Below are 19,729 nucleotides of genomic sequence, written 5' to 3'. Positions count from 1 at the left end.
TTGCTCAAGTTGGCATAGGAGGCCACTCACATGCAGACCCTAGCACTTCAATTGACCACCACCTTTGTCGATGACGCGATCGAGCTCGTGAAGGGCTTTGCCCGCGCGATATTCGCCCTGGCGAGCGCGCCGATCGAGCGGATCGCCCGCGCCTGCGACGTCGCAGGTGTCCTGGAGCAGCGGCGCGCCGATCGGCGCGCGCCGCGCCCGGCGGCCCAGCGGGGTAGCCGCTGCAAGTCACGCCACTGCCGATGGTCGCCGTTCGGCGGCCTGAGTGATCTGACCTGACGCGCCCACTTCGCAATTGTCGCCGAAGCCTCAACAAAGCGCTCACCATGTCCCTCGCGAACCCGTTTCGATGTCGATCGACCACAACCTTGGATAAGGTCTCGTACATTTCTGCCGGGCATTGTCGCGCCGCCCGGCGCCGACCTGCGCTGGTTCGAACCGATACGTTGCGGAAAAGACTAAAGGCTGCGGCATCCTCGTCATTTTCACCACGCCCACCATTCTCAGCCACGCGAATTCGCAGACCTGCCAGCGCTGCGCGCGCTAACCCAAGGAACCGGTCATGATCAAGGAATTGATGACGTCCCGCCGCTTCGCGCCGCTGTTCTGGTCGCAGTTCTGCTCGGCGCTGAACGACAACGTGCTGAAGAACGCGCTGGTCATCATGCTGCTGTATGGCGTCGCCAACGAGCAGGGGCCGGCGCTGGTCCAGCTCGCGGGTGCGGTCTTCATCGCGCCGTTCTTCGTGCTGTCGGCACTCGGCGGCGAGCTCGCCGACCGCTACATCAAATCCGTCGTCGCGCGCCGGCTGAAGTTCTTCGAGATCTTCGCCGCGGCCTTCGCCGCAGCCGGCTTCTTCACCCATTCGATCCCGCTGCTGTTCATCGCGCTGGCGCTGTTCGGCATCGTCGCCGCGCTGTTCGGCCCGGTGAAATATGCTGTGCTGCCCGACCAGCTCTCGGTTTCCGAGCTCGCGACCGGCAACGCGCTGGTCGAGGGCGCAACCTTCATGGCGATCCTGATCGGCACCATCGCGGGCGGCATGTTCGTCGCCGGCGCCAGCCATATGGGCTGGATCTGTGCCGCCGTGGTCGGTCTGTCGGTGCTGTCCTGGGGCTTTGCGTCGCGCATTCCGGTGACGCAGCCGTCCGCGCCTGATCTGCCGATCACCAAGAATCCCTGGACCTCGACGGTGCGTCTGTTGAAGGCGCTCTACGCCGAACAGCGGCTGTGGGACGGCATGGTGATCGTGTCCTGGTTCTGGATGGTCGGCGCGATCGTGCTGTCGCTGCTGCCCGCGCTGATCAAGGAAGGCGTCGGCGGCACCGAGGGCGTGGTCACGCTGTGTCTCGCCGTCTTCGCGATCGGTATTGCCGCCGGCTCGTTGTTCGCCGCGCAGCTGAGCCACGTCCGTCCGAATCTCGCGCTCGTGCCGATCGGCGCCATCGTGATGGGCGTGATCGGCCTCGACCTCGCTTGGGCGATCGCCACCACCTCGCTCGGCAACGAGGTTACCGCGGCGGCGTTCGCGGCCTCGTTCGGCGGCTTCCGCATGCTGGCTGATTTCTTCCTGTTCGCGTTCGGCGGCGGCCTGTTCGTGGTGCCGTCGTTTGCGGCGGTGCAGGCCTGGACCGCGCCGTCCGAGCGCGCCCGCATCATCGCTGCCGGCAATATCCTGCAGGCAGGCTTCATGGTTGCCGGCGCGGTGTTCGTCGGCGCGCTGCAAGCTGTCGGCCTGCCGATCGCCTGGATCTTCTTCGGCCTGGCGATCGCGAGCTTCGGCACCGTCTGGTTCGTGCTGAACAAGTGGGGCAAGGAAGGCGTGCGCGATTTCGGCGCGCTGCTGTTCCGTGCGCTGTTCCGCCTCGAGGTGCGCGGGATGGAGAACCTGCCTCCATCAGGCACGCGGATGCTGATCGCGCCCAACCATGTCAGCCTGGTCGACGGTCCGCTGCTGCACGCCATGCTGTCGATCGACGCGAGCTTCGCGGTCGACACCGGCATCGCCAAGGCGTGGTGGGCCAAGCCATTCCTGAAGATGATCAAGCACTACACAATGGATCCATCCAAGCCGCTGGCCGCGCGCGACCTGATCAAGCTGGTCGCCGCAGGCGAGCCGGTCGTGATCTTCCCGGAAGGGCGCATCACGGTCTCCGGTTCGCTGATGAAGGTCTATGACGGCACCGCGATGATCGCCGACAAGGCCGATGCGGTCGTCGTCCCGGTCCGCATTGAGGGCGCCCAACGTTCGCATCTCAGCTATCTCAAGAATGGTGAGATCAAGCGCTCTTGGTTCCCCAAGGTGACGATCTCGATCCTGCCGCCGGTGAAGCTGCCGATCGACCAGTCGCTGAAGGGCAAGGCGCGCCGCAATGCCGCCGGCGCCGCGCTGCAGGACGTCATGATCGACGCCATGGTCCAGAACGCGATGCTCGACCAGACGCTGTTCGAGGGCCTCCGCCACGCCTATCGCGACCGCGACACCGGCAAGCCGATCATTGAGGACGCGCTCGGCACCAAGCTGACCTATCGCAAGCTGATCCTCGGCGCGCAGGTGTTGAGCCGCAAGCTCGAGCAGGGCACCGCCGTGGCTGAGAATGTCGGCGTGCTGTTGCCGAACTCGGCCGGCGTCGCCGTCGTCTTCATGGCGCTGCAGACCATCGGCCGCGTGCCGGCGATGCTCAACTTCTCGGCCGGTCCGGTCAACGTGCTGGCCGCGATGAAGGCGGCGCAGGTGAAGACCGTGCTGACCTCGCAGGCTTTCATCGAGAAGGGCAAGCTCGACAAGCTGATCACGGCGATGGCGGGCCAGGCGCGCGTCGTCTATCTCGAGGATGTCAGGGCCGGCATCGGCCTCGCCGACAAGATCGCAGGCTTCCGCGCCGGCATCGCGCCGCGCGTCGCCCGCCAGGCCAATGATCCCGCGGTCATTCTGTTCACCTCGGGTTCGGAAGGCACGCCGAAGGGCGTCGTGCTGTCCCACCGCAACATCCTCGCCAATGCGGCGCAGGCGCTGGCGCGGGTCGATGCCAATGCCAACGACAAGGTATTCAACGTCCTGCCGGTGTTCCACTCGTTCGGTTTGACCGGCGGCATGATGATGCCGCTGCTCGGCGGCATTCCGATCTTCATGTATCCGTCGCCGCTGCACTACCGGATCGTGCCCGAGCTGATCTACCAGACCGGTGCCACCATCCTGTTCGGCACCGACACCTTCCTCACCGGCTACGCGCGCTCGGCGCATGCCTATGATTTCCGCACGCTGCGGCTGGTCATTGCCGGCGCTGAAGCGGTGAAGGAGCGCACGCGGCAGATCTACATGGAGCGCTACGGCATCCGCATTCTCGAGGGCTATGGCGTCACCGAGACCGCGCCGGTGCTGGCAATGAACACGCCGATGGCAAACCGCCAGGGCACCGTCGGCCGCATTTCGCCGCTGATGCAGTACCGCCTCGATCCGGTCCCCGGCATCGAGGAAGGCGGCCGGCTGTCGGTGAAGGGCCCGAACGTGATGATCGGCTACCTCCGCGCCGAAAATCCCGGCGTGCTCGAGCCGCTGCCGGAAGGCTGGCACGACACCGGCGACATCGTCACGGTCGATGCGCAGGGCTTCATCGCGATCAAGGGCCGCGCCAAGCGTTTTGCCAAGATCGCGGGCGAGATGGTCTCGCTCTCGGCGGTGGAGACCATGGCATCGGCGCTGTGGCCGCAGGCGATGTCGGTTGCGGTCTCGATCCCCGACGCGCGCAGGGGCGAACGCATCGTGCTGCTCACGACTCAGAAGGATGCCGACCGCGCCGCGATGCAGCGCCAGGCCAAGAGCGTCGGCGCCTCCGAGCTCGCGGTGCCCGCCGACATCCGTGTCGTCGACAAGGTGCCGCTGCTCGGCTCCGGCAAGACCGACTATGTCGGCGCCACTGCGCTTGCCAAGGAACTTGCCGCTGCGCCCGCAACGCAGGCCGAGCCCGCCGGCGACGAGAGCGAGCCGGAATCACTGCAGCAACACGTCGCATGATGGTTGTGCTTTTCGGGAGCATGTTGTCAGATAGACGGCAACTGCTCCCGAGAAAGCACGATCATGCTGGACAAACTGAACCCGGCTACCGAGGACGCGCCTGAACTCCTGGCCGAGCGCTGGATCGCCACGCTGGACGCGGCGCTCGCCCGCCGCTCCGCTGATGCTCTCTCCGCGCTGTTTGCGCCCGACAGCCACTGGCGCAACATCCTCGGCATCTCCTGGCATTTTGCGACATTCAGCGGACGGCAGCGCGTCGTCGCCGAGTTGCTCGCGCGCGCAGGCGCAGTGAAAGCGCGCGGCTTTCGTCTCGATGACCGTGCCTTGATACCGCGGCGGGCCGTGATGGCCGGACGCGAGGTGATCGAGGCGGTCTTCACCTTCGACACGTCGAATGGCCCCGGCACCGGCGCGGTCCGCCTGTTGCATGAGAGGGGTGGAAATTCCGCGGCGTGGACGTTCTCCACGATGCCCGACTTCGACCGCATCTGCGACGCGCGCGCGACGCACGCCGCCGAGCAATCGCACGCTCGCGATTTCGCCGCGCCCGACTGGCTGGAGCAGCGGCAGACCTCGTGCGCCTATGCCGACCGCGAGCCTGATGTGCTTGTTGTCGGCGGCGGCCATGCCGGCATCGCGGCCGCCGTCGAGTGCAAACGGATCGGGCTCCATGCCCTGATCGTCGATCGCCAGCAGCGCATCGGCGACAATTGGCGGCTGCGCTATCGCGGCCTCAAGCTGCACAACAAGACGCCGGTCAATCTGTTTCGCTACCTGCCGTTCCCGCCGACCTTTCCGGACTACATCCCGAAGGACAAGATCGCGAACTGGCTGGAGAGCTATGTCGACATCATGGAGCTCGACTTCTGGACCGAGACCTCGTTCGAAGGCGCGCGCTATGACGACGCCACGCAACGCTGGACCGCGACGCTGCAACGGCCTGACGGTCCGCGTACGCTGCATCCGAAGCACATCGTGCTCGCGACCAGCGTCAGCGGCACGCCGAATATCCCCAAGATCCCGGGCATCGAGCGCTTCGAGGGCCGGGTGCTGCATTCCAGCGCGTTCGCAGTGGGACGCGAATGGGCAGGGCGCTCGGTGGTCGTGTTCGGCACCGGCACCAGCGCCCATGACATCTGCCAGGAGCTGCACGCCGCGGGCGCCGACGTCACCATGGTGCAGCGCAGCCCGACCATGGTGGTCAATGTCGAGCCCGCGCAGCTCTACGACAGGACCTATCTCGGCGACGGTCCGCCGATCGAGGTGCGCGACATCCTCAATTCCGGCGTGCCGCTGCCAGTGATGAAGATCGCCCACCGGATCATCACCGACGAGGTGAAGCGGCTCGATGCCTCCTTGCTGTCGCGGCTGGAGCGCGCCGGCTTCCGGCTCGAATTCGGCGAGGACGGCACCGGCTGGCCGCTGAAATTCCGCTCCCGCGGCGGCGGCTATTACTTCAATGTCGGCTGCTCCGAATTGATCGCCGACGGCAAGATGCGCCTGATCCAGGCAGCCGACATTGCCGGCTTTACCGCCGATGGCCTCGCGCTGAAGGACGGCACGACGCTGAACGCCGAGCTATTTGTGCTCGCCACCGGCTACAAGGGCCCTGACCATCTGGTGGGCAGGCTGTTCGGCGACGACGTCGCAGCGCGCGTCGGCCGCGTCTGGGGCTTCGACGATGCGACGCAGGAACTGCGCAACATGTGGACGCGCACGGGCCAGCCCGGCCTCTGGTTCACCGGCGGCGCGTTCTCGCAGGCCCGCATCTACAGCCACTTCATCGCGCTCCAAATCGCAGCGATCGAGGCCGGCAGCCTTTCCAAGCATCTGACCTGAACTGCAAGCACTCAAGGATTCCCATGCCGCTTCCGCTCGATCCCGTCATTGAGACAATCATCCCGCTGCTGCCGCTGCGCGATCCCGCAACCATGACGCCGCAGAGCTGCCGCGATTCGCTCCGCGCGCTGGCCGATGCGCGGGCCGCGGTGCCGCCGCCGCCGGTCGATGTGGCTGAGAACATCGCGGTCGCGGGCGCGGTGGGCAAGCTCGCGGCGAGGCTCTATCGCAACGGCCGTGGCACGGCGCCGACCGTGATCTTCTTCCACGGCGGCGGCTGGGTCGCTGGCGATCTCGAGACCCATGACCGCCAGGCGCGCAACCTCGTGATCGAGACCGGCGCGGTGGTGATCTCGGTCGATTACCGCCGCCCGCCGGAGACGCGCTTTCCCGGCGCCTTCGAGGATGCGTTCACCGCGATCCGCGACGTCGTCGCGCGCATCGCCGAATTCGGCGGCGATCTCTCCCGCGTCGGCGTTGCCGGCGATTCCGCGGGCGGCAATCTCGCCGCCACCACGGCGCTCGCCTGCCGCGACGCCGGCATCAGGCTTGCCGGTCAATTGCTGGTCTATCCCGTCACCGACGTAGCAGGCAGTTTTGCCGATGCGGGCGAGAACGCGAGATTTCCGTCGCGCGATGAGAATGCCGAGGGTTATTTCCTGACGCGTGCGACGATGCAGTGGTTCGCGGGGCATTATCTCGCAGATCCCGCGCAGGGGGTTGACTGGCGCGTCTCGCCGCTGCGCGCGAAGTCTCTCGCCGGTGTCGCGCCGGCTGTCGTCACCACGGCTTGGTTCGACCCGCTGCGCGACGAGGGCCATGCTTATGCCGAGGCGTTGCAGGCGGCCGGCGTGCCCGTGACGTATCATACCGGCGAAGGCCTGATTCACGGCTACTTTGGCCTCGGCGATGCGTCGGAGGCGGCGCGCGCCGAGGCGCAGCGCGCGCGGGCGGATTTTCGGGTGCTGCTGGAGCGGGGAGTCTAACCTCCCGTCGTCCCGGCCGTGGTTGGAGAAGGGAGTCTAACCTCCTCGTCGTCCCGGCCAAGCGAAGCGCGAGCCGGGACCCATATGTGGACGGCCCCCGTGGCACAAGAGCTTTCTGGGATTGATCGGATCGCTTGCATCCATATGTCCGGCCTGTTGAGTGCGATCGAATGAATCGCTGGCCAAGATGGTTTGCGCGATGCGAGTTCCAAACAACCACGCGACCTGTTGACGGCCGATGGGTCCCACGGATTGTCTCGCATCGTTGCTCGATCGATCGCTCCATCTGCTCTTGCAGCTCCGGTCGGTCGGTCGGCGAGCGAGCCCGCCGGCCGGCCAATCTGTTAAGCGGTACCCGTCGTAGCGGCATTCAGCCGTGCGGCGTCATAACTCTCACCCGTCACCATCAGCTTCCAGGCGATGCGCGCCACCTTGTTGGCAAGCGCTACGGCCGCAAGCTTCGGCGGCTTGCGCTTGATCAGCGCCAGTAGCCAGCGCGAGTGATGACCGCGTCCGCGCCTGGCCTGCTGGATCACCGCCGTGGCCCCGACGACCAGCAGACGGCGCAGGTCCTCATCGCCCGCCCGCGTGATCTTGCCAAGCCTGGTCTTGCCTGCGGTGGAGTGGTCCTTGGGCGTGAGGCCGAGCCAAGCCGCAAAGTGACGACCTGAGCGGAACGCGGCCGGATCAGGTGTCTTCATCACCAGCATCGTTGCAATGATCGGACCGATCGACGGAATCTGCGCCAGGCGCCGGCCCGTGGCATCGCCGCGGTGCCAGGCCATCAGCTTGGCCTCAACCGCCTCCAACTCGTCCTCGAGCCTGACGCACTCCCGGCCCAGCATGGCAAACAGCTCGCGCGCCAGAGCGGGAAGCGTCTCGTCCTGCGCGATCCGCGCCAGCAGCGGTTCGATCGCCTCCAGCCCCTTGGGCGCGATCAGGCCATACTCCGCCGCATGGCCGCGGATCGTGTTGGTCAATTGGGTGCGCCGGGCGATCAGTCCGTCGCGGACCCCCATCAGCATCAGCGCAGCCTGCTGCTCGGCGCTTTTCACCGGCACAAAGCGCATGCTCGGCCGGCTCATCGCCTCACACAGGCCTTCTGCGTCTCGCCCGTCATTCTTGTTCCGCATCACGTAGGGCTTCACCAATTGCGGTGCCATCAGCTTCACCTCATGGCCCAGCCTGGAAAGCTCTCGCGCCCAATATTGCGACGCCCCGCAGGCCTCCATCCCGATCACCGTCGGCGGCAATTTGGCGAAGAACTCCAGCACGAGTTTGCGCGAAAGCTTCTTGCGTAAGACCGGCTGCTCGGACGCATCAACCCCATGCAGCACAAAAATATGCTTCGACGTATCCATCCCAATGCGGATAATCTGGTTCACGGACGGCTCCCATGTCTGAGATTTGCAACAACCTCATTCTGGCACACTGATGCCGTAGGGGGCCGTCCACACCATCAACCACCGCAGCCCGTTGTTGCAGAAGGCTGTGGCCCCAACGTCGTACCACACGGACATTCGTGGTTATGGGTCCCTGCTTTCGCAGGGACGACAATCTTGGTGTGGATAGTTCGCGTTCAACAACTCGCCTCAATCATTCCCGATCGTGTCGCCGAACAGCTGCCAGGTCTCGCCGTTGAACTTCTGCAGCCGCATCGCTTCGACCGGGAAATAGTCGGTCGGCGAGGTCTTCACCTTGATGCCGGGCAGGAACATCGGCAGCGCGATGTCGAGGTTGGCGGCCTGCTTCATGATGTTCTCATGGGTGAGGTCGTCGCCGCATTGCTTGAGCACCTGCACCGTCGCCTCCGCCACCACATAGCCGTAGACGATCAGCTGGTCCTGCAGATTGCCGTCCGGGAAGTACCTCTTCATGAAGTCCTGCCAGGCGATCACGTCCTTATCGTCCTTCCACTGCGGGTCGTTCGGATCCTTCAGCGAGTAGGACGAGATGATGTCCTTGGAATATTCGAAGCCGGCCGGCTTCAGCACCGAGGACACCGAGGTCGAGGTCGCCGCGAGGAAGAACAAATCCGGCTTCCAGCCGATCTCGCCGATCTTCTTGATCGCCTGCGCCGCCTGCTTGGGGATCGCGTGCATGAACAGCACGTTGGCGCCGGAGGCTTTCAGCTTCACGATCTGGCTGTCGACCGTCGGATCGGTCGATTCATAGGTGGTCTCCGCCACCACCATCCTGGCGGTGTTCTCGGCGCCTAAGCCCTTCTTGAAGCCGTTGCCGTAATCCTTGCCGGCGTCGTCGTTCTGGTAGAACAGCGCGATCTTCGCGTCGGGCTTCTGCGTCAGCACGTATTTGGCGTAGACCGCGGTCTCAGCCTGGTACGACGGCTGGAAGCCGATCGACCACGGATAATGCTGATAGTCGCCCCACAGCGTGGCGCCGGCGCCGACGAACAGCTGCGGCACTTTCTTGTCGTTGAGATATTTGCGCACCGCAAGGCCGGTCGGCGTGCCCAGCGGATTGAGGATCGCGGCGACCTCCTCCTGCTCGACCAGCTTGCGGGTCTGCTCCACCGTCTTCGGCGGCGAGTAGCCGTCGTCGAGCGTGATCAGATTGATCTTGCGCCCGTTCACGCCGCCCTGGTCGTTGATCATCTTGAAGTAGGCGGCCTGCGTCTTCGCGATCACGCTGTAGGCCGATGCCGCGCCTGAGAATGGCGAGGTCTGTCCGAGCTTGATCTCGGTGTCGCTGGTACCAGCGCCATATTTCTTCTCGGCGGCGTGCGCCTGTGTCGCGAGCGCAAGCGCGACTAGAGCCGTGATGGCCTTCCAGATCATCGTGAGCCTCCCTGTGGCGTTCTTATTGTTCGCGAGGGAGAGCTTAACGCAGGTCTGGGAAGGCGGGCTTGCGGCGAGACGCCGGGGCAGGGATGCTAAAATGCGGCGGGATTGCAACAGCGAGGCTGGCGAAATCAGCGAGTGTGCGGTGGCCTGCCGCGATGTGGAATGATTCTCGAAATCTCCCCGCGTGCGGGGCGTTTCTTACCTCGCCCCGCTTGCGGGGAGAGGTCGGATCGCATGGAGCGTAGCGCAATGCGATTCGGGTGAGGGGGCACTGCTACGTCCGCGAGTCTTGCTGGCGGAGAGAGCCCCTCACCCCAACCCTCTCCCCGCAAGAGCGGGGCGAGGGAGAACTCCTAATCTCAGCGGTAGCGCACGCTGCCGGTCGTGACCGGATCGGTCGGCAGCACCGTGGCGCCGGCTCTACTGGCGGCGGCGGCGGTGATCATGCCGGGCTCGGCCGCGGCCTGCACATCGCGGGGCGGGTTGAATTCGAGGATGACCAGGACTGCCGTGGCCAGCACCGCCACGGCGGCGGTTGCGAGCGCAGGCACCAGTCTTCCGCGCGTATCGGCTGCGCGAACTTGCATTGACCAATTCCTTTATTGGGGTCGTTCTTTGGACGTGATGTAGGAACGGCCAGGCTTCTTCCCAAGAGTGCGGCGCACATGCCTCACAATCAGTTGTCCTTCACGGTTTTCGGATCCGCGCGGCGTTGGCCGCGTCGAATCGCAATCGTGTCGGACGGCTTGTTTGCACACCATGAGTTGGAAGAGATCGTGGCGTTTTGCATGCGCCTCATGCGCTCGTGATTGATCGCGTGACGTTGTGATTAATGGCCACGCGACAGGCCATTTTTGCCGTGATTTACAGGCTTTCTTCGTTGTGCGCCGCGTGTGCGTTAAGGCTTTCTTCACGCGCTCTCGAAGCATCAGCACGGATTCGCGTGACGTGCGAGCTGCGGAAGCAATGACACCGCTGTCATGGCAGCAGCTGTCAGCGGACTTGTCGCAACCGTCGCGACGCGGTTCGTCATTGCGAGAAGCGAAGCGACGAAGCAATCCATCTCTCTTCACGTTGTGCGATGGATTGTTTTGCTTCGCGCGTCATTGCACAAAGAAGAATTCACTTCGCCACTGCCGCGCGCGTGGTGGTCGGATCGATTTACCTGTCAGACAGCGGGAGAGGGTGCGCGCTCGCACTCTCGCGGCCGGATCGGCCCGAGCTTTGCGGCAGCTTGACCCTCTTTCTTGAGCAGAGGGTGCGGGGAACGCCGGGTGCCAGCACGCACCCATGGGTCCCGAGCAACAAAAAGCTCGGGAGGTCGGACCACAGGTACGGCCGGGCGATCCCGGCGTTCCCCGCGCGGTTGGTTTACGGCTTATACGTGCTCTCCCCGGCGAGACTGGGCTTGTTTGTCACCGTCTTCACTGGACGCGTTTGCGTCTTGTGAAGAGACACCTGCCGCTAGGGCGTCAGGCCTGCACGATTTCACCGTCCGCGATGAGGCGCACTCGTCTCGCGCGCTTCTCGCGTCCACCGCATCCCGCACCCAACGTCCGTGACGATCGCGATACGCCCCTCTCAGAGGAGGCGGGACGCGGTCTTGTAATGCTGAGTTGGGGTCTCGGGGAAGAGGAATATTTTCTTCGCGCGGACTGGACAGGCTGTGTCGCCTTGAACTTGCTGGCGAAATTCGTTTTTTGGCGCACGGCCGCCGCGGCGGTGGAACTTGCGCTGCGGTTCCGACTTGATGTTGCGGGCTGGGTTACCGGCCTGCACGGCCTTGCAAGTTCCTGCCCCCAAAGCCAGGGCCGTGCACTCCCCCGGGGGCGCCGGCTCCCGGGGGGCTAGCCGGCGTGGCGCCAACTCCCTTCAAATCCACGCAGTCGATTTCCTTCGCTGTGTTCATTAGTGCACCGTCAAGCCACGCCCCGCGGGCGTAGTCTTCGTCCATCACCGCGAATGTCCGGCACTGCCGGTGACCGAGAACGCCAGTTGCGCTCCCGCCTTCGGATGCAATGGAGCAGCGTGATGCAGAACAGCCTTCCCGACCCGCGCAGGTCCCCGGAGCAACGCCTTGCGGATGAATCGATCCGCCTCCGCGACCAGGCCCGCGCCATGCCGCCCGGCGTCGCACGCGACCGCCTGATCCGCATGGCCCGCCAGGCCGAAACCGCCTCGCGCATCAGCGCGTGGGTGACGTCGCCGGGACTGCGGTCGCCGGAGTGAAGGGGGCGATGGTGCGATTTGCGCTGCGCATGCAACGCATCATGATTGAGAGCGTGTGATCTGGCTGCGATCGCGGCGTCGGTGCATCGATGTCAGCGAAGAAGGATATCTTCTCTGCGGGACTGGACGGGGGGCACGCTAGGGGAATTCGTCTTTTAGCGCACGGCTTATAGGTAGGAAAATATGCCGTACAATATGTGCGTCTTCAAGCCTGAAGGATGTCCAGCGCTCGCTGAACTCCAGCTAAGGCACAAGTTTGAAGACCCCGTTGTTAAGATAATCGTCGAAGCAGCACGTCTTGCACTTCGCGGAAGCGCGTAGTTAGTGCCGGTGAAACAGTGGTCAAAATAGACATAGCTAAATGAGCGCGTCGCGCACGTATTCAATGCGCCGTCGGACCATCGCTCGGCTATTCGTGCCTTGTGATGTGTATCCCTTCAAATTTGAGTCATTCAGTAGCTGAGGCAATACGCCCGCACGTGGTTTGCCCTGTTGGAGCGCCAACGCCGTACCTACAACTACCGCCTCGTACAAGTTGATTGGAGTGCTATCGCGTCCCCTGATTATGCCGCGTGGCAGTTCTTGCCGTACGAATGCTAGAGTATTTGCGAATAGATCTATGAGGTCTTGCGAAGGTCCATTTGCGGCGTAGTCAAGCATGTATCTGTTCAGAAAGTCGCGGACACTGTGATCGAAATCTTCGTAGCCCTCTACGAAGGCAAAAAACCTAAGTACTGCTTCTTCGTACTCAGCGGACATCTGAGCGTCGCGGCTTCCACGAGACAATTTTAGCACAGCACGCAAGTCGGCATTTTGACTTAGCTGTCTCAGCAAGTTTTTGAACTCGCCACGATAGACAATATTTCGAATCTCTTGTTGATGGAGGCCGACGCCACCAGTGTTAAGCCGCTCAAACAAGTCAAATCGGACATTAAAGTCGCTGCGATCGTTCAGCGTCGTAACCCGCATGGGCCTGTTCAAAAAACCGGTTCGCACGGGCGCAGGCAGGTCAGCAAACGTTAGACCGTTCAGGTTTGACAGCTTGTCGAGTCCCGTCAATCGCAGCGGCTCGGAGCGCCCTATCTTTTGGAGGTTGCCCGGATTGCCATGGAAATGGAGTATTGTGCTCAAGCGTTGGACGCCGTCGACCACCTCCCATGACCCATCCGCCGCATTGACGGCCATGTAAAGGCTCGGGACCGGGATGCCCAAGAGAATGCTTTCTATTAATTCAGACTCCCGTGCCTCCTTCCAAACAAACTGACGTTGATATTCGGGAGCGATGTCTAAGCTCGTCGCCGTTGCGCAGTGTTTCGGACATGCGCGTAACAAAATCGAGCAATAGCGCTTCCAGCCGAGGTCTTGTTAATGAGACGCGACGCTCATCAGATTTCGCGTGCCTGAACCAAGTTGGATTTGTTGCTCGAAACTTCTGACAAACCGAGCGGCACACGGAAAAGAGGGCTACATAGAAAGCGGCCGCGATCCCCGATAGGTTATCTAGCTTGAGGCCACAATCTGAGATTGTCCAGGGCCCGACTAGGTGGGCGCAAATCGCTCCTTCGATGGAGCGGATATGCTTGGCGGTTTCAGGTCCAAACCACCCGAGCAGCGGTTCGTCCGCAGAAATGTCGCTCTCAGCATCGCGGAATGACAGAATGCTCTTGCAGATGGGAATCAAGCTATCGGCTTCAGTAACCGGTAAGAGCCGAGCTCTGCCAATTACAACCATGGCTGGATTCAGGTCGAGACCTACGCTCGATAAGCCGAGACTGGAGGCTGCATATGTCGTTGTGCCACTTCCGTTCCAGGGGTCCAACGTTAGCGAATTCGGAGGAAGGCCCGCCGAGGAAATGATCTTCGACGCGAATAGCTCAGGATATCCTGCATAATATGGGAAGAAACGCTCCCACGCGTCATTGGTTTGGACGGTCCTTTTGGGCCAAATGATATCGAGGTCCCTCGCGAGCACAGCTTCGTTTCCTGCGAATCCAACTAAGACACTTCTACGAAGTTTGCTTCTTTTCGGCCAGCCGGCCCGTAAGAAACTGAGACGCTGAGTGTAAACTCTCCGGATGGAGCGAGCCTTCCAACGTAGCCCTGCATCCACAAACAAAAACGGCCGGGTCATCCGACCCGGCCGTTCAAAACTCTCTTCGCGCTTTCCGCGTGTGCGGCCGCGCTCAGCTCGCCTTCTTCACGAACGCCGGCTTGCCGACCTTCTTCTCGATCGCGCGCTTGAGATCGAGGGCGCGGGGCGACAGCACGTCGGCCTTGGCCTTGAGCAGGTAGGCGTCGAGGCCGCCATTGTGGTCGACGCTCTTCAGCGCGTTGGTCGAGACGCGCAGGCGCACGTTGCGGCCGAGCGCGTCCGAGATGAAGGTCACGTTGGCCAGGTTCGGCAGGAAGCGCCGCTTGGTCTTGATGTTGGAGTGGCTCACCTTGTGGCCCGTCTGGGGGCCCTTGGCCGTCAGTTCGCAGCGCCGGGACATTACCAAAATCCTTATTGCATCCCCGCCTCTGGCGGCGCGTGCAATCACGCGGCCCGCGCGGGGGTTTTGAATTCGCGTCCATTTTCCAGGAACCGCGGGTGTATAGGGGGAGAATACCCGAGCGTCAAGATTATATCGCCGCATAACCGTCGCGGGAAATGGCGGTTCATAAGCGCTACCAGCCACTTAACGGCGGATATGGCAACCATATAAAGGGCGTATTCGGCTGCAAGTCTTGGTTCCATAACAGATGCGCGCGTTGTCCGGCCGAATTGAACGTCCAGATGGATGACGAAAGAGCGCCGATAGCAGGACCGTCAGGTAGGTTAAGTGACCACCGCCATTGCCCTTTTGCCCCCGCTCGGCCGGCTCGTCGGTCTGTGCGCCGGTGCCCTCTTGCTGTTTTGCGCCGAGCGCGCCAGCGCACAGGGGCGGCTCGACGCCCAGTATGAGGCGACGCTCGCCGGTATCCCGGTCGGCAAGGGCAGCTGGACCATCGAAATCGGCGACGACACCTTCTCGGCCTCGGCCCAGGGCGGCACCGCGGGCCTCCTGAAGGCATTCTCCGGCGGCAGCGGCTCGGGCGCCTCGCAGGGCCGCGTCGTCAACGGCGTGCTGGCCGCCACCTCCTACACCGCCACCACCACCACCTCGAAGAAGTCGGAGACCATCCGGATGGTGCTGGCGGCTGGCGGCATCAAGGAATCCACGATCGAGCCGGAGCCGCCGGTCGATGCCGACCGCCTGCCGGTGACCGAGGCGCAGAAGAAGAACGTGTTCGATCCGATGACCGGCTCGTTCCTGCGCGCGCCGGGCAATGCCGAATTGATGAGCCCGGATGTCTGCCGCACCGGCGCCGGCGTGTTCGACGGCCGCATGCGTTACGACCTCAAGCTCGACTTCAAGCGGGTCGAGATCGTGAAGGCCGAGCGCGGCTATCACGGCCCGGCGCTGGTCTGCGCGCTCTATTTCGTGCCGATCTCGGGCTACATCCCCGATCGCCCTGTCATCAAATATCTCGCCGCCCAGCGCAACATCGAGGTCGCCTTCGTGCCGATCGCGGGCACCCGCCTTCTGGTGCCGTTCCGCATGACGATCCCGACTCCGCTCGGCCCATGCCATGCTGGAAGCCACCTCGTTCGTCACCACAGCCGCGCCGCCGCGCGTGGCGAAGACGCAGTAAGGGTGAGCAGCGGAAGTGCTTGACCGTCATCCTGAGGAGCGCGCTCTTGCGCGCGTCTCGAAGGATCGACGGCCACCGGCCGGGCCGTGCATCCTTCGAGACACGCTTTGCGCTCCTCCAGCGACAAAGGCGAAGCCTTTGCGCGGGGCTGACGGGTCAGGGAAGGTGACCGGTTCAAGGAATGCAACAATCGTCATGGAATCCAGTTGACTCTTGTCCGCTTCTGATTCGACTCGGTCGCCTCTGGAATTTAAGGAATTCAGTCCGCATATCCCGTGCTTGTGGAGCCCTCTCAAACTTGATCTAGTGCCGCCGCCGTCAGCCTGCCCGAGATGTTGCGGTGAACGTTTCAGGCCTGGAATGGAGTCACCGATTCGGGCGCGATTCGTTCCGGACTCGTTCCGAAGCTTAAGGGTGGCGCGGAAAGCGTCGCATTGTGAGACAGATTCGCCTCAGATGATGCCCATGATCGATCAGTTTCTGGATTTCCGCGTCATTGCGAGGAGCGCAGCGACGAAGCAATCCATCGTGCCGACGCGCACGCGAAATGGATTGCTTCGCTTCGTTCGCAATGACGGCTGACAGCCGCCTTCAGTAAAGAAACAACTGCAAAATATGGCTTTCTCAACTTCGTTCGGAAATGACCGCGTGCCCGGCGCAGGCGTCACTGCGGTGCTGGGGCCGACCAACACCGGCAAGACGCATCTGGCGATCGAGCGCATGCTGGCGCATTCGTCCGGCCTGATCGGGCTGCCGCTGCGGCTGCTCGCGCGCGAGGTCTACAACAAAGTCGCGGCCCGCGCAGGCGTCGACAATGTCGCGCTGATCACCGGCGAGGAGAAGATCAAGCCGAAGGCGCCGCGCTTCTGGGTCTCGACCGTAGAAGCGATGCCGCGCGATCTCGATGTGTCGTTCCTCGCGGTCGACGAGATCCAGATCGCGGCCGATCTCGAACGCGGGCATGTGTTCACCGATCGCATGCTCAACCGCCGCGGCCGCGACGAGACGCTGCTGCTTGGGGCTGCGACCATGCGGCCGATCATCGAGCGGCTGCTGCCGGGCGCCTCGATCGTCACGCGGCCCAGGCTCTCGCAGCTCGAATTCGCCGGCGACCGCAAGATCACGCGGCAGCCGCGGCGCACCGCGATCGTCGCGTTCTCCGCCGATGAGGTCTACGCGATCGCCGAACTGATCCGACGCCAGCATGGCGGCGCGGCCGTGGTGCTGGGCTCGCTCTCGCCCCGCACACGCAATGCGCAGGTCGAGATGTTCCAGAACGGCGACGTCGATTACCTCGTCGCCACCGACGCGGTCGGCATGGGGCTCAATCTCGACGTCGATCACGTCGCCTTCGCCTCCGACCGCAAATATGACGGCTACCAGTTCCGTCGGCTGACGCCGGCCGAATTCGCCCAGATCGCGGGCCGTGCCGGGCGCGCCACGCGCAACGGCACCTTCGGCACCACCGGCCGCTGCGCGCCGTTCGAGCCGGAGCTCGTCAATGCGCTGCAGAACCACACCTTCGACAGCGTCAAGATGCTGCAATGGCGCAACGCCAGGCTCGATTTCGCCTCGCTCGGCGCGTTGCAGGTGTCGCTGGCGCTGACGCCCAATCATGAGGCACTGACGCGGGCCCCGGTGGCCGAGGACCTGCGCGTGCTCGAACACGTCGCGCGCGACGCCGAGGTGCGCGAATTCGCGCATGGTTCGGCCGCGGTGGAGCGGCTGTGGGAGGCCTGCCAGGTTCCGGACTACCGAAAGCTGTCGCCGGCCGCCCATGCCGAACTCGTGACCACGCTGTATGGCTTCCTGATGCAAAAGGGGCGTATCCCTGATGCATGGTTTGCCGCCCAGGTCGACCAGGCCAACCGGACTGACGGCGATATCGACACGCTATCGGGCCGGATCGCGCAGATCCGGACCTGGACCTTCGTTGCCAACCGGCCCGACTGGCTCTACGACCCGGAGCACTGGCAGGGGATCACGCGCGATCTCGAAAATAAATTGTCCGATGCGCTGCATGAACGGCTCACGGAGCGTTTCGTTGACAGGCGGACCAGTGTATTGATGCGCCGCCTGCGGGAGAACTCAGTTTTGAATACGGAAATTGGCAAGACCGGTGAAGTGATCGTGGAAGGCCACGTGATAGGCCGGCTCGATGGTTTCACCTTCGCACCTGATGCGGCCGAGGCCGGCAGCGACGCCAAGGCGCTGCAAGCCGCCGCCCAGCAGGTGCTGGCGCGCGAGATCGATACGCGTGCCGAGAAACTGGGCGCCGCCCCCGACGAGCAGTTCGTGCTGACCTCCGACGGCACCATCCGCTGGACCGGCGATGCGGTGGCCAAGCTGGTGGCCGCCGACGACGCGCTGCATCCGCGGCTGCGCATCATTTCCGACGAGCGGCTGACCGGCGCCTCGCGCGAAGCCGTGCAGACCAGGCTCGATCTCTGGCTCAAGACGCATATCGAGAAGCTGCTCGGGCCGCTGTTCGAACTGTCCAAGGCCGAGGATATCCAGGGCATCGCCCGCGGCATCGCCTTCCAGCTCGTCGAGGCGCTCGGCGTGCTCGAGCGCAGCAAGATCGCCGCCGAGATGAAGGATCTCGACCAGCCCTCGCGCGCCGCGCTGCGCAAATACGGCGTGCGCTTCGGTGCCTATCACATCTATTTCCCGCAGCTCCTGAAGCCCGCGGCGCGCTCGCTGGCCTCGCTGCTGTGGGCCGAGAAGCAGAGCAATGTCGACATGGGCGCGCTGTCGAATGTGCAGCATCTCGCCTCCAGCGGCCGCACCTCGTTCCCGGTCGACAAGGCCCTGCCGCGCGACGGCTATCGCGTGCTCGGCTATCGCCAGTGCGGCGAGCGCGCGGTGCGCGTCGACATTCTCGAGCGGCTCGCCGATCTGATCCGTCCGGCGCTTGCCTGGCGCGAGACCTCGCCGGGCGAGAAGCCCGCCGGAGCGTTCGATGGCCGCGGCTTTGTCGTCACGCAGGCGATGACCTCGCTGACCGGCTCCGCCGGAGAGGACTTTGCCTCGATCCTGCGCGCGCTCGGCTACCGCATGGACCGCCGCCCGCCGCTGCCGCCGAAGGCTGTCGAGGTTGCGCCTGCTGAGGCCACCGAGACCGTTGCCGCCGAGACGCCACCGGTTGAGGCGACTTCGGACGCGGCCGCGGACGTGCCGGTCGATGCCGCGGTCGTGGCGGATGCGCCGGAAGCCGCCGCTGCGCCTGAGGCCGAAGCCGCCGCCGATCAGCCGGTGTCCGGCGTTCCCGCGCCGTCGGCCGCGCTGCTGCCCGATGTCGGCTTTGCCGAGGTGGTCGCCAGCGAAGCGACGCCGGTGGTGCTCGAGACCCAGCAGGATGCCGTCGTCGAGCGCGCCGCGCCGGTCGATGAGCCCGCTGTTGCCGAAGAGCCGGCTGCTGAAGCCCCCGTTGCTGAAGTGCCGGCCGAGCCCGCGCCTGCGGTGGAAGCCGCTGCGAAGACGCCGCCTGAAGCCGTTGCCGCAGAGGCTCCGTCAGAGCCCGCCGCCGAAGCGCCTGCGGAGACCGCGAGCGCTGACGCCGTGCCCGCCGAGGCCGCTCCCGCCGCCGCGGAAACGCCGGCTGAGCCGCAAATGGTCGAAGTCTGGCGGCCCGGCGGCCGCTCCGACGAGCGCCGTCCGCATCATCGCGGTCACGACCGCAACCGCGGCCGTCACCAGAACAAGCCCGCCGAGGGCGCGCAGGCTGCCGAAGGCGGCGGCGAGGGCGAAAAGCGCGAGCATCATCGCCGGCCGCGCCGCCACCGGGATTTCCGCGTTCCGCGTCCAGGCGCGCCCGCTGACGGCGCTGCGCCGGCCGCTGCCGCGCCGGCCGATGGCGCGCCGCGCGAGGACAAGGGCCAACGCCGCGAGCGTTTTGAAGGCAAGGGCCGCGATCGCGACAATGAGCGTCGCCGCGACAACAAGTTCGGCGGCGGCGATCGCAAGGGCGGTGATCGTGACCGCGGCGGCCGCGATTTCGGCAAGGGCGGCCGCGACAAGCGCGAGGGCGGCCCGTCGCATCGGCCCTATGCGTCGAGCGCGCCGCGCGAGCGCGACCGTCCGATCGATCCGAACTCGCCGTTCGCCAAGCTCGCTGCCCTGAAGGAGCAACTCGCCGGCCGGAAGGAATAATCTAACCCTTGGTCCAGTTC

The 19,729-nt window shown here is 64.3% G+C and carries 12 protein-coding genes and 1 pseudogene; 7 read left to right on the top strand and 6 right to left on the bottom strand.

Annotated features, from left to right (window positions below):
* Window positions 1–30: 30 nt before the first annotated feature.
* The 4 genes from ACVW1C_RS17595 to ACVW1C_RS17580 all read left to right on the top strand — a co-directional run bounded on the left by ACVW1C_RS17595 (window position 31) and on the right by ACVW1C_RS17580 (window position 6,849).
* Window positions 31–288 (top strand): hypothetical protein, encoded by a 258-nt coding sequence (locus tag ACVW1C_RS17595; RefSeq protein ID WP_456759504.1) that lies wholly within the window; start codon window positions 31–33, stop codon window positions 286–288.
* A gap of 283 nt (window positions 289–571) precedes the next feature.
* Window positions 572–4,024, top strand: coding sequence for an acyl-[ACP]--phospholipid O-acyltransferase (locus ACVW1C_RS17590; protein ID WP_456759503.1), 3,453 nt, complete (start codon window positions 572–574; stop codon window positions 4,022–4,024).
* Window positions 4,025–4,087: 63 nt separating this feature from the next.
* Window positions 4,088–5,863, top strand: a complete 1,776-nt coding sequence (locus ACVW1C_RS17585) for an NAD(P)-binding domain-containing protein (protein WP_456759502.1) — start codon at window positions 4,088–4,090, stop codon at window positions 5,861–5,863.
* A 23-nt stretch (window positions 5,864–5,886) separates the two neighbouring features.
* Window positions 5,887–6,849, top strand: coding sequence for an alpha/beta hydrolase (locus tag ACVW1C_RS17580; RefSeq protein WP_456759501.1), 963 nt, complete (start codon window positions 5,887–5,889; stop codon window positions 6,847–6,849).
* Between the two features lie 344 nt (window positions 6,850–7,193).
* On the opposite strand, the gene ACVW1C_RS17575 is transcribed toward ACVW1C_RS17580, so the two are convergent.
* From ACVW1C_RS17575 to ACVW1C_RS17565, 3 genes are all read right to left on the bottom strand, one after another.
* Window positions 7,194–8,234: an IS110 family RNA-guided transposase gene (locus tag ACVW1C_RS17575; protein ID WP_456759367.1), complete on the bottom strand. Its 1,041-nt coding sequence runs from the start codon at window positions 8,232–8,234 to the stop codon at window positions 7,194–7,196.
* Between the two features lie 207 nt (window positions 8,235–8,441).
* Window positions 8,442–9,647, bottom strand: coding sequence for an ABC transporter substrate-binding protein (locus ACVW1C_RS17570; protein WP_456759500.1), 1,206 nt, complete (start codon window positions 9,645–9,647; stop codon window positions 8,442–8,444).
* A 365-nt stretch (window positions 9,648–10,012) separates the two neighbouring features.
* Window positions 10,013–10,240, bottom strand: coding sequence for a hypothetical protein (locus ACVW1C_RS17565; protein ID WP_456759499.1), 228 nt, complete (start codon window positions 10,238–10,240; stop codon window positions 10,013–10,015).
* Between the two features lie 1,444 nt (window positions 10,241–11,684).
* On the opposite strand from ACVW1C_RS17565, the gene ACVW1C_RS17560 reads away from it, so the two are divergent.
* The gene (locus ACVW1C_RS17560) at window positions 11,685–11,882 is read left to right on the top strand and encodes a hypothetical protein (RefSeq protein ID WP_456759498.1); all 198 of its coding nucleotides are present in this window, start codon (window positions 11,685–11,687) and stop codon (window positions 11,880–11,882) included.
* Window positions 11,883–12,239: 357 nt separating this feature from the next.
* Here ACVW1C_RS17560 and ACVW1C_RS17555 read toward each other — a convergent pair whose 3' ends face one another.
* From ACVW1C_RS17555 to rpmB, 3 genes are read right to left on the bottom strand one after another with little or no spacing between them, the layout of a single operon-like run.
* Window positions 12,240–13,214, bottom strand: a complete 975-nt coding sequence (locus ACVW1C_RS17555; RefSeq protein WP_456759497.1) for a DUF262 domain-containing protein — start codon at window positions 13,212–13,214, stop codon at window positions 12,240–12,242.
* The gene (locus ACVW1C_RS17550) at window positions 13,114–14,013 is read right to left on the bottom strand and encodes a DNA methyltransferase (protein ID WP_456759496.1); all 900 of its coding nucleotides are present in this window, start codon (window positions 14,011–14,013) and stop codon (window positions 13,114–13,116) included. The genes ACVW1C_RS17555 and ACVW1C_RS17550 overlap by 101 nt, the downstream gene beginning before the upstream one ends.
* Before the next feature lie 52 nt (window positions 14,014–14,065).
* Complete coding sequence (gene rpmB, locus ACVW1C_RS17545) at window positions 14,066–14,374, bottom strand: 50S ribosomal protein L28 (protein WP_173640159.1); 309 nt, start codon at window positions 14,372–14,374, stop codon at window positions 14,066–14,068.
* Window positions 14,375–14,725: 351 nt separating this feature from the next.
* Here rpmB and ACVW1C_RS17540 point away from each other — a divergent pair.
* Window positions 14,726–15,557 (top strand): annotated as a pseudogene (locus ACVW1C_RS17540) (DUF3108 domain-containing protein).
* A 615-nt stretch (window positions 15,558–16,172) separates the two neighbouring features.
* Window positions 16,173–19,709: a helicase-related protein gene (locus ACVW1C_RS17535; RefSeq protein WP_456759495.1), complete on the top strand. Its 3,537-nt coding sequence runs from the start codon at window positions 16,173–16,175 to the stop codon at window positions 19,707–19,709.
* The last annotated feature ends 20 nt before the right edge of the window (window positions 19,710–19,729 follow it).

Source organism: Bradyrhizobium sp. USDA 4011 (genome assembly GCF_054063415.1).
This window is presented reverse-complemented; position numbering and strand designations above follow the sequence as displayed.

Excerpts from the sequence above, each read along its gene's own strand:
- ACVW1C_RS17590 (WP_456759503.1), top strand. The coding sequence starts at position 572 with ATGATCAAGGAATTGATGACGTCCCGCCGCTTCGCGCCGCTGTTCTGG.
- ACVW1C_RS17565 (WP_456759499.1), bottom strand. The coding sequence starts at position 10,240 with ATGCAAGTTCGCGCAGCCGATACGCGCGGAAGACTGGTGCCTGCGCTC.
- ACVW1C_RS17585 (WP_456759502.1), top strand. The coding sequence starts at position 4,088 with ATGCTGGACAAACTGAACCCGGCTACCGAGGACGCGCCTGAACTCCTG.
- ACVW1C_RS17570 (WP_456759500.1), bottom strand. The coding sequence starts at position 9,647 with ATGATCTGGAAGGCCATCACGGCTCTAGTCGCGCTTGCGCTCGCGACA.
- ACVW1C_RS17580 (WP_456759501.1), top strand. The coding sequence starts at position 5,887 with ATGCCGCTTCCGCTCGATCCCGTCATTGAGACAATCATCCCGCTGCTG.
- rpmB (WP_173640159.1), bottom strand. The coding sequence starts at position 14,374 with ATGTCCCGGCGCTGCGAACTGACGGCCAAGGGCCCCCAGACGGGCCAC.
- ACVW1C_RS17595 (WP_456759504.1), top strand. The coding sequence starts at position 31 with ATGCAGACCCTAGCACTTCAATTGACCACCACCTTTGTCGATGACGCG.
- ACVW1C_RS17550 (WP_456759496.1), bottom strand. The coding sequence starts at position 14,013 with ATGACCCGGCCGTTTTTGTTTGTGGATGCAGGGCTACGTTGGAAGGCT.
- ACVW1C_RS17560 (WP_456759498.1), top strand. The coding sequence starts at position 11,685 with ATGCAGAACAGCCTTCCCGACCCGCGCAGGTCCCCGGAGCAACGCCTT.
- ACVW1C_RS17535 (WP_456759495.1), top strand. The coding sequence starts at position 16,173 with ATGGCTTTCTCAACTTCGTTCGGAAATGACCGCGTGCCCGGCGCAGGC.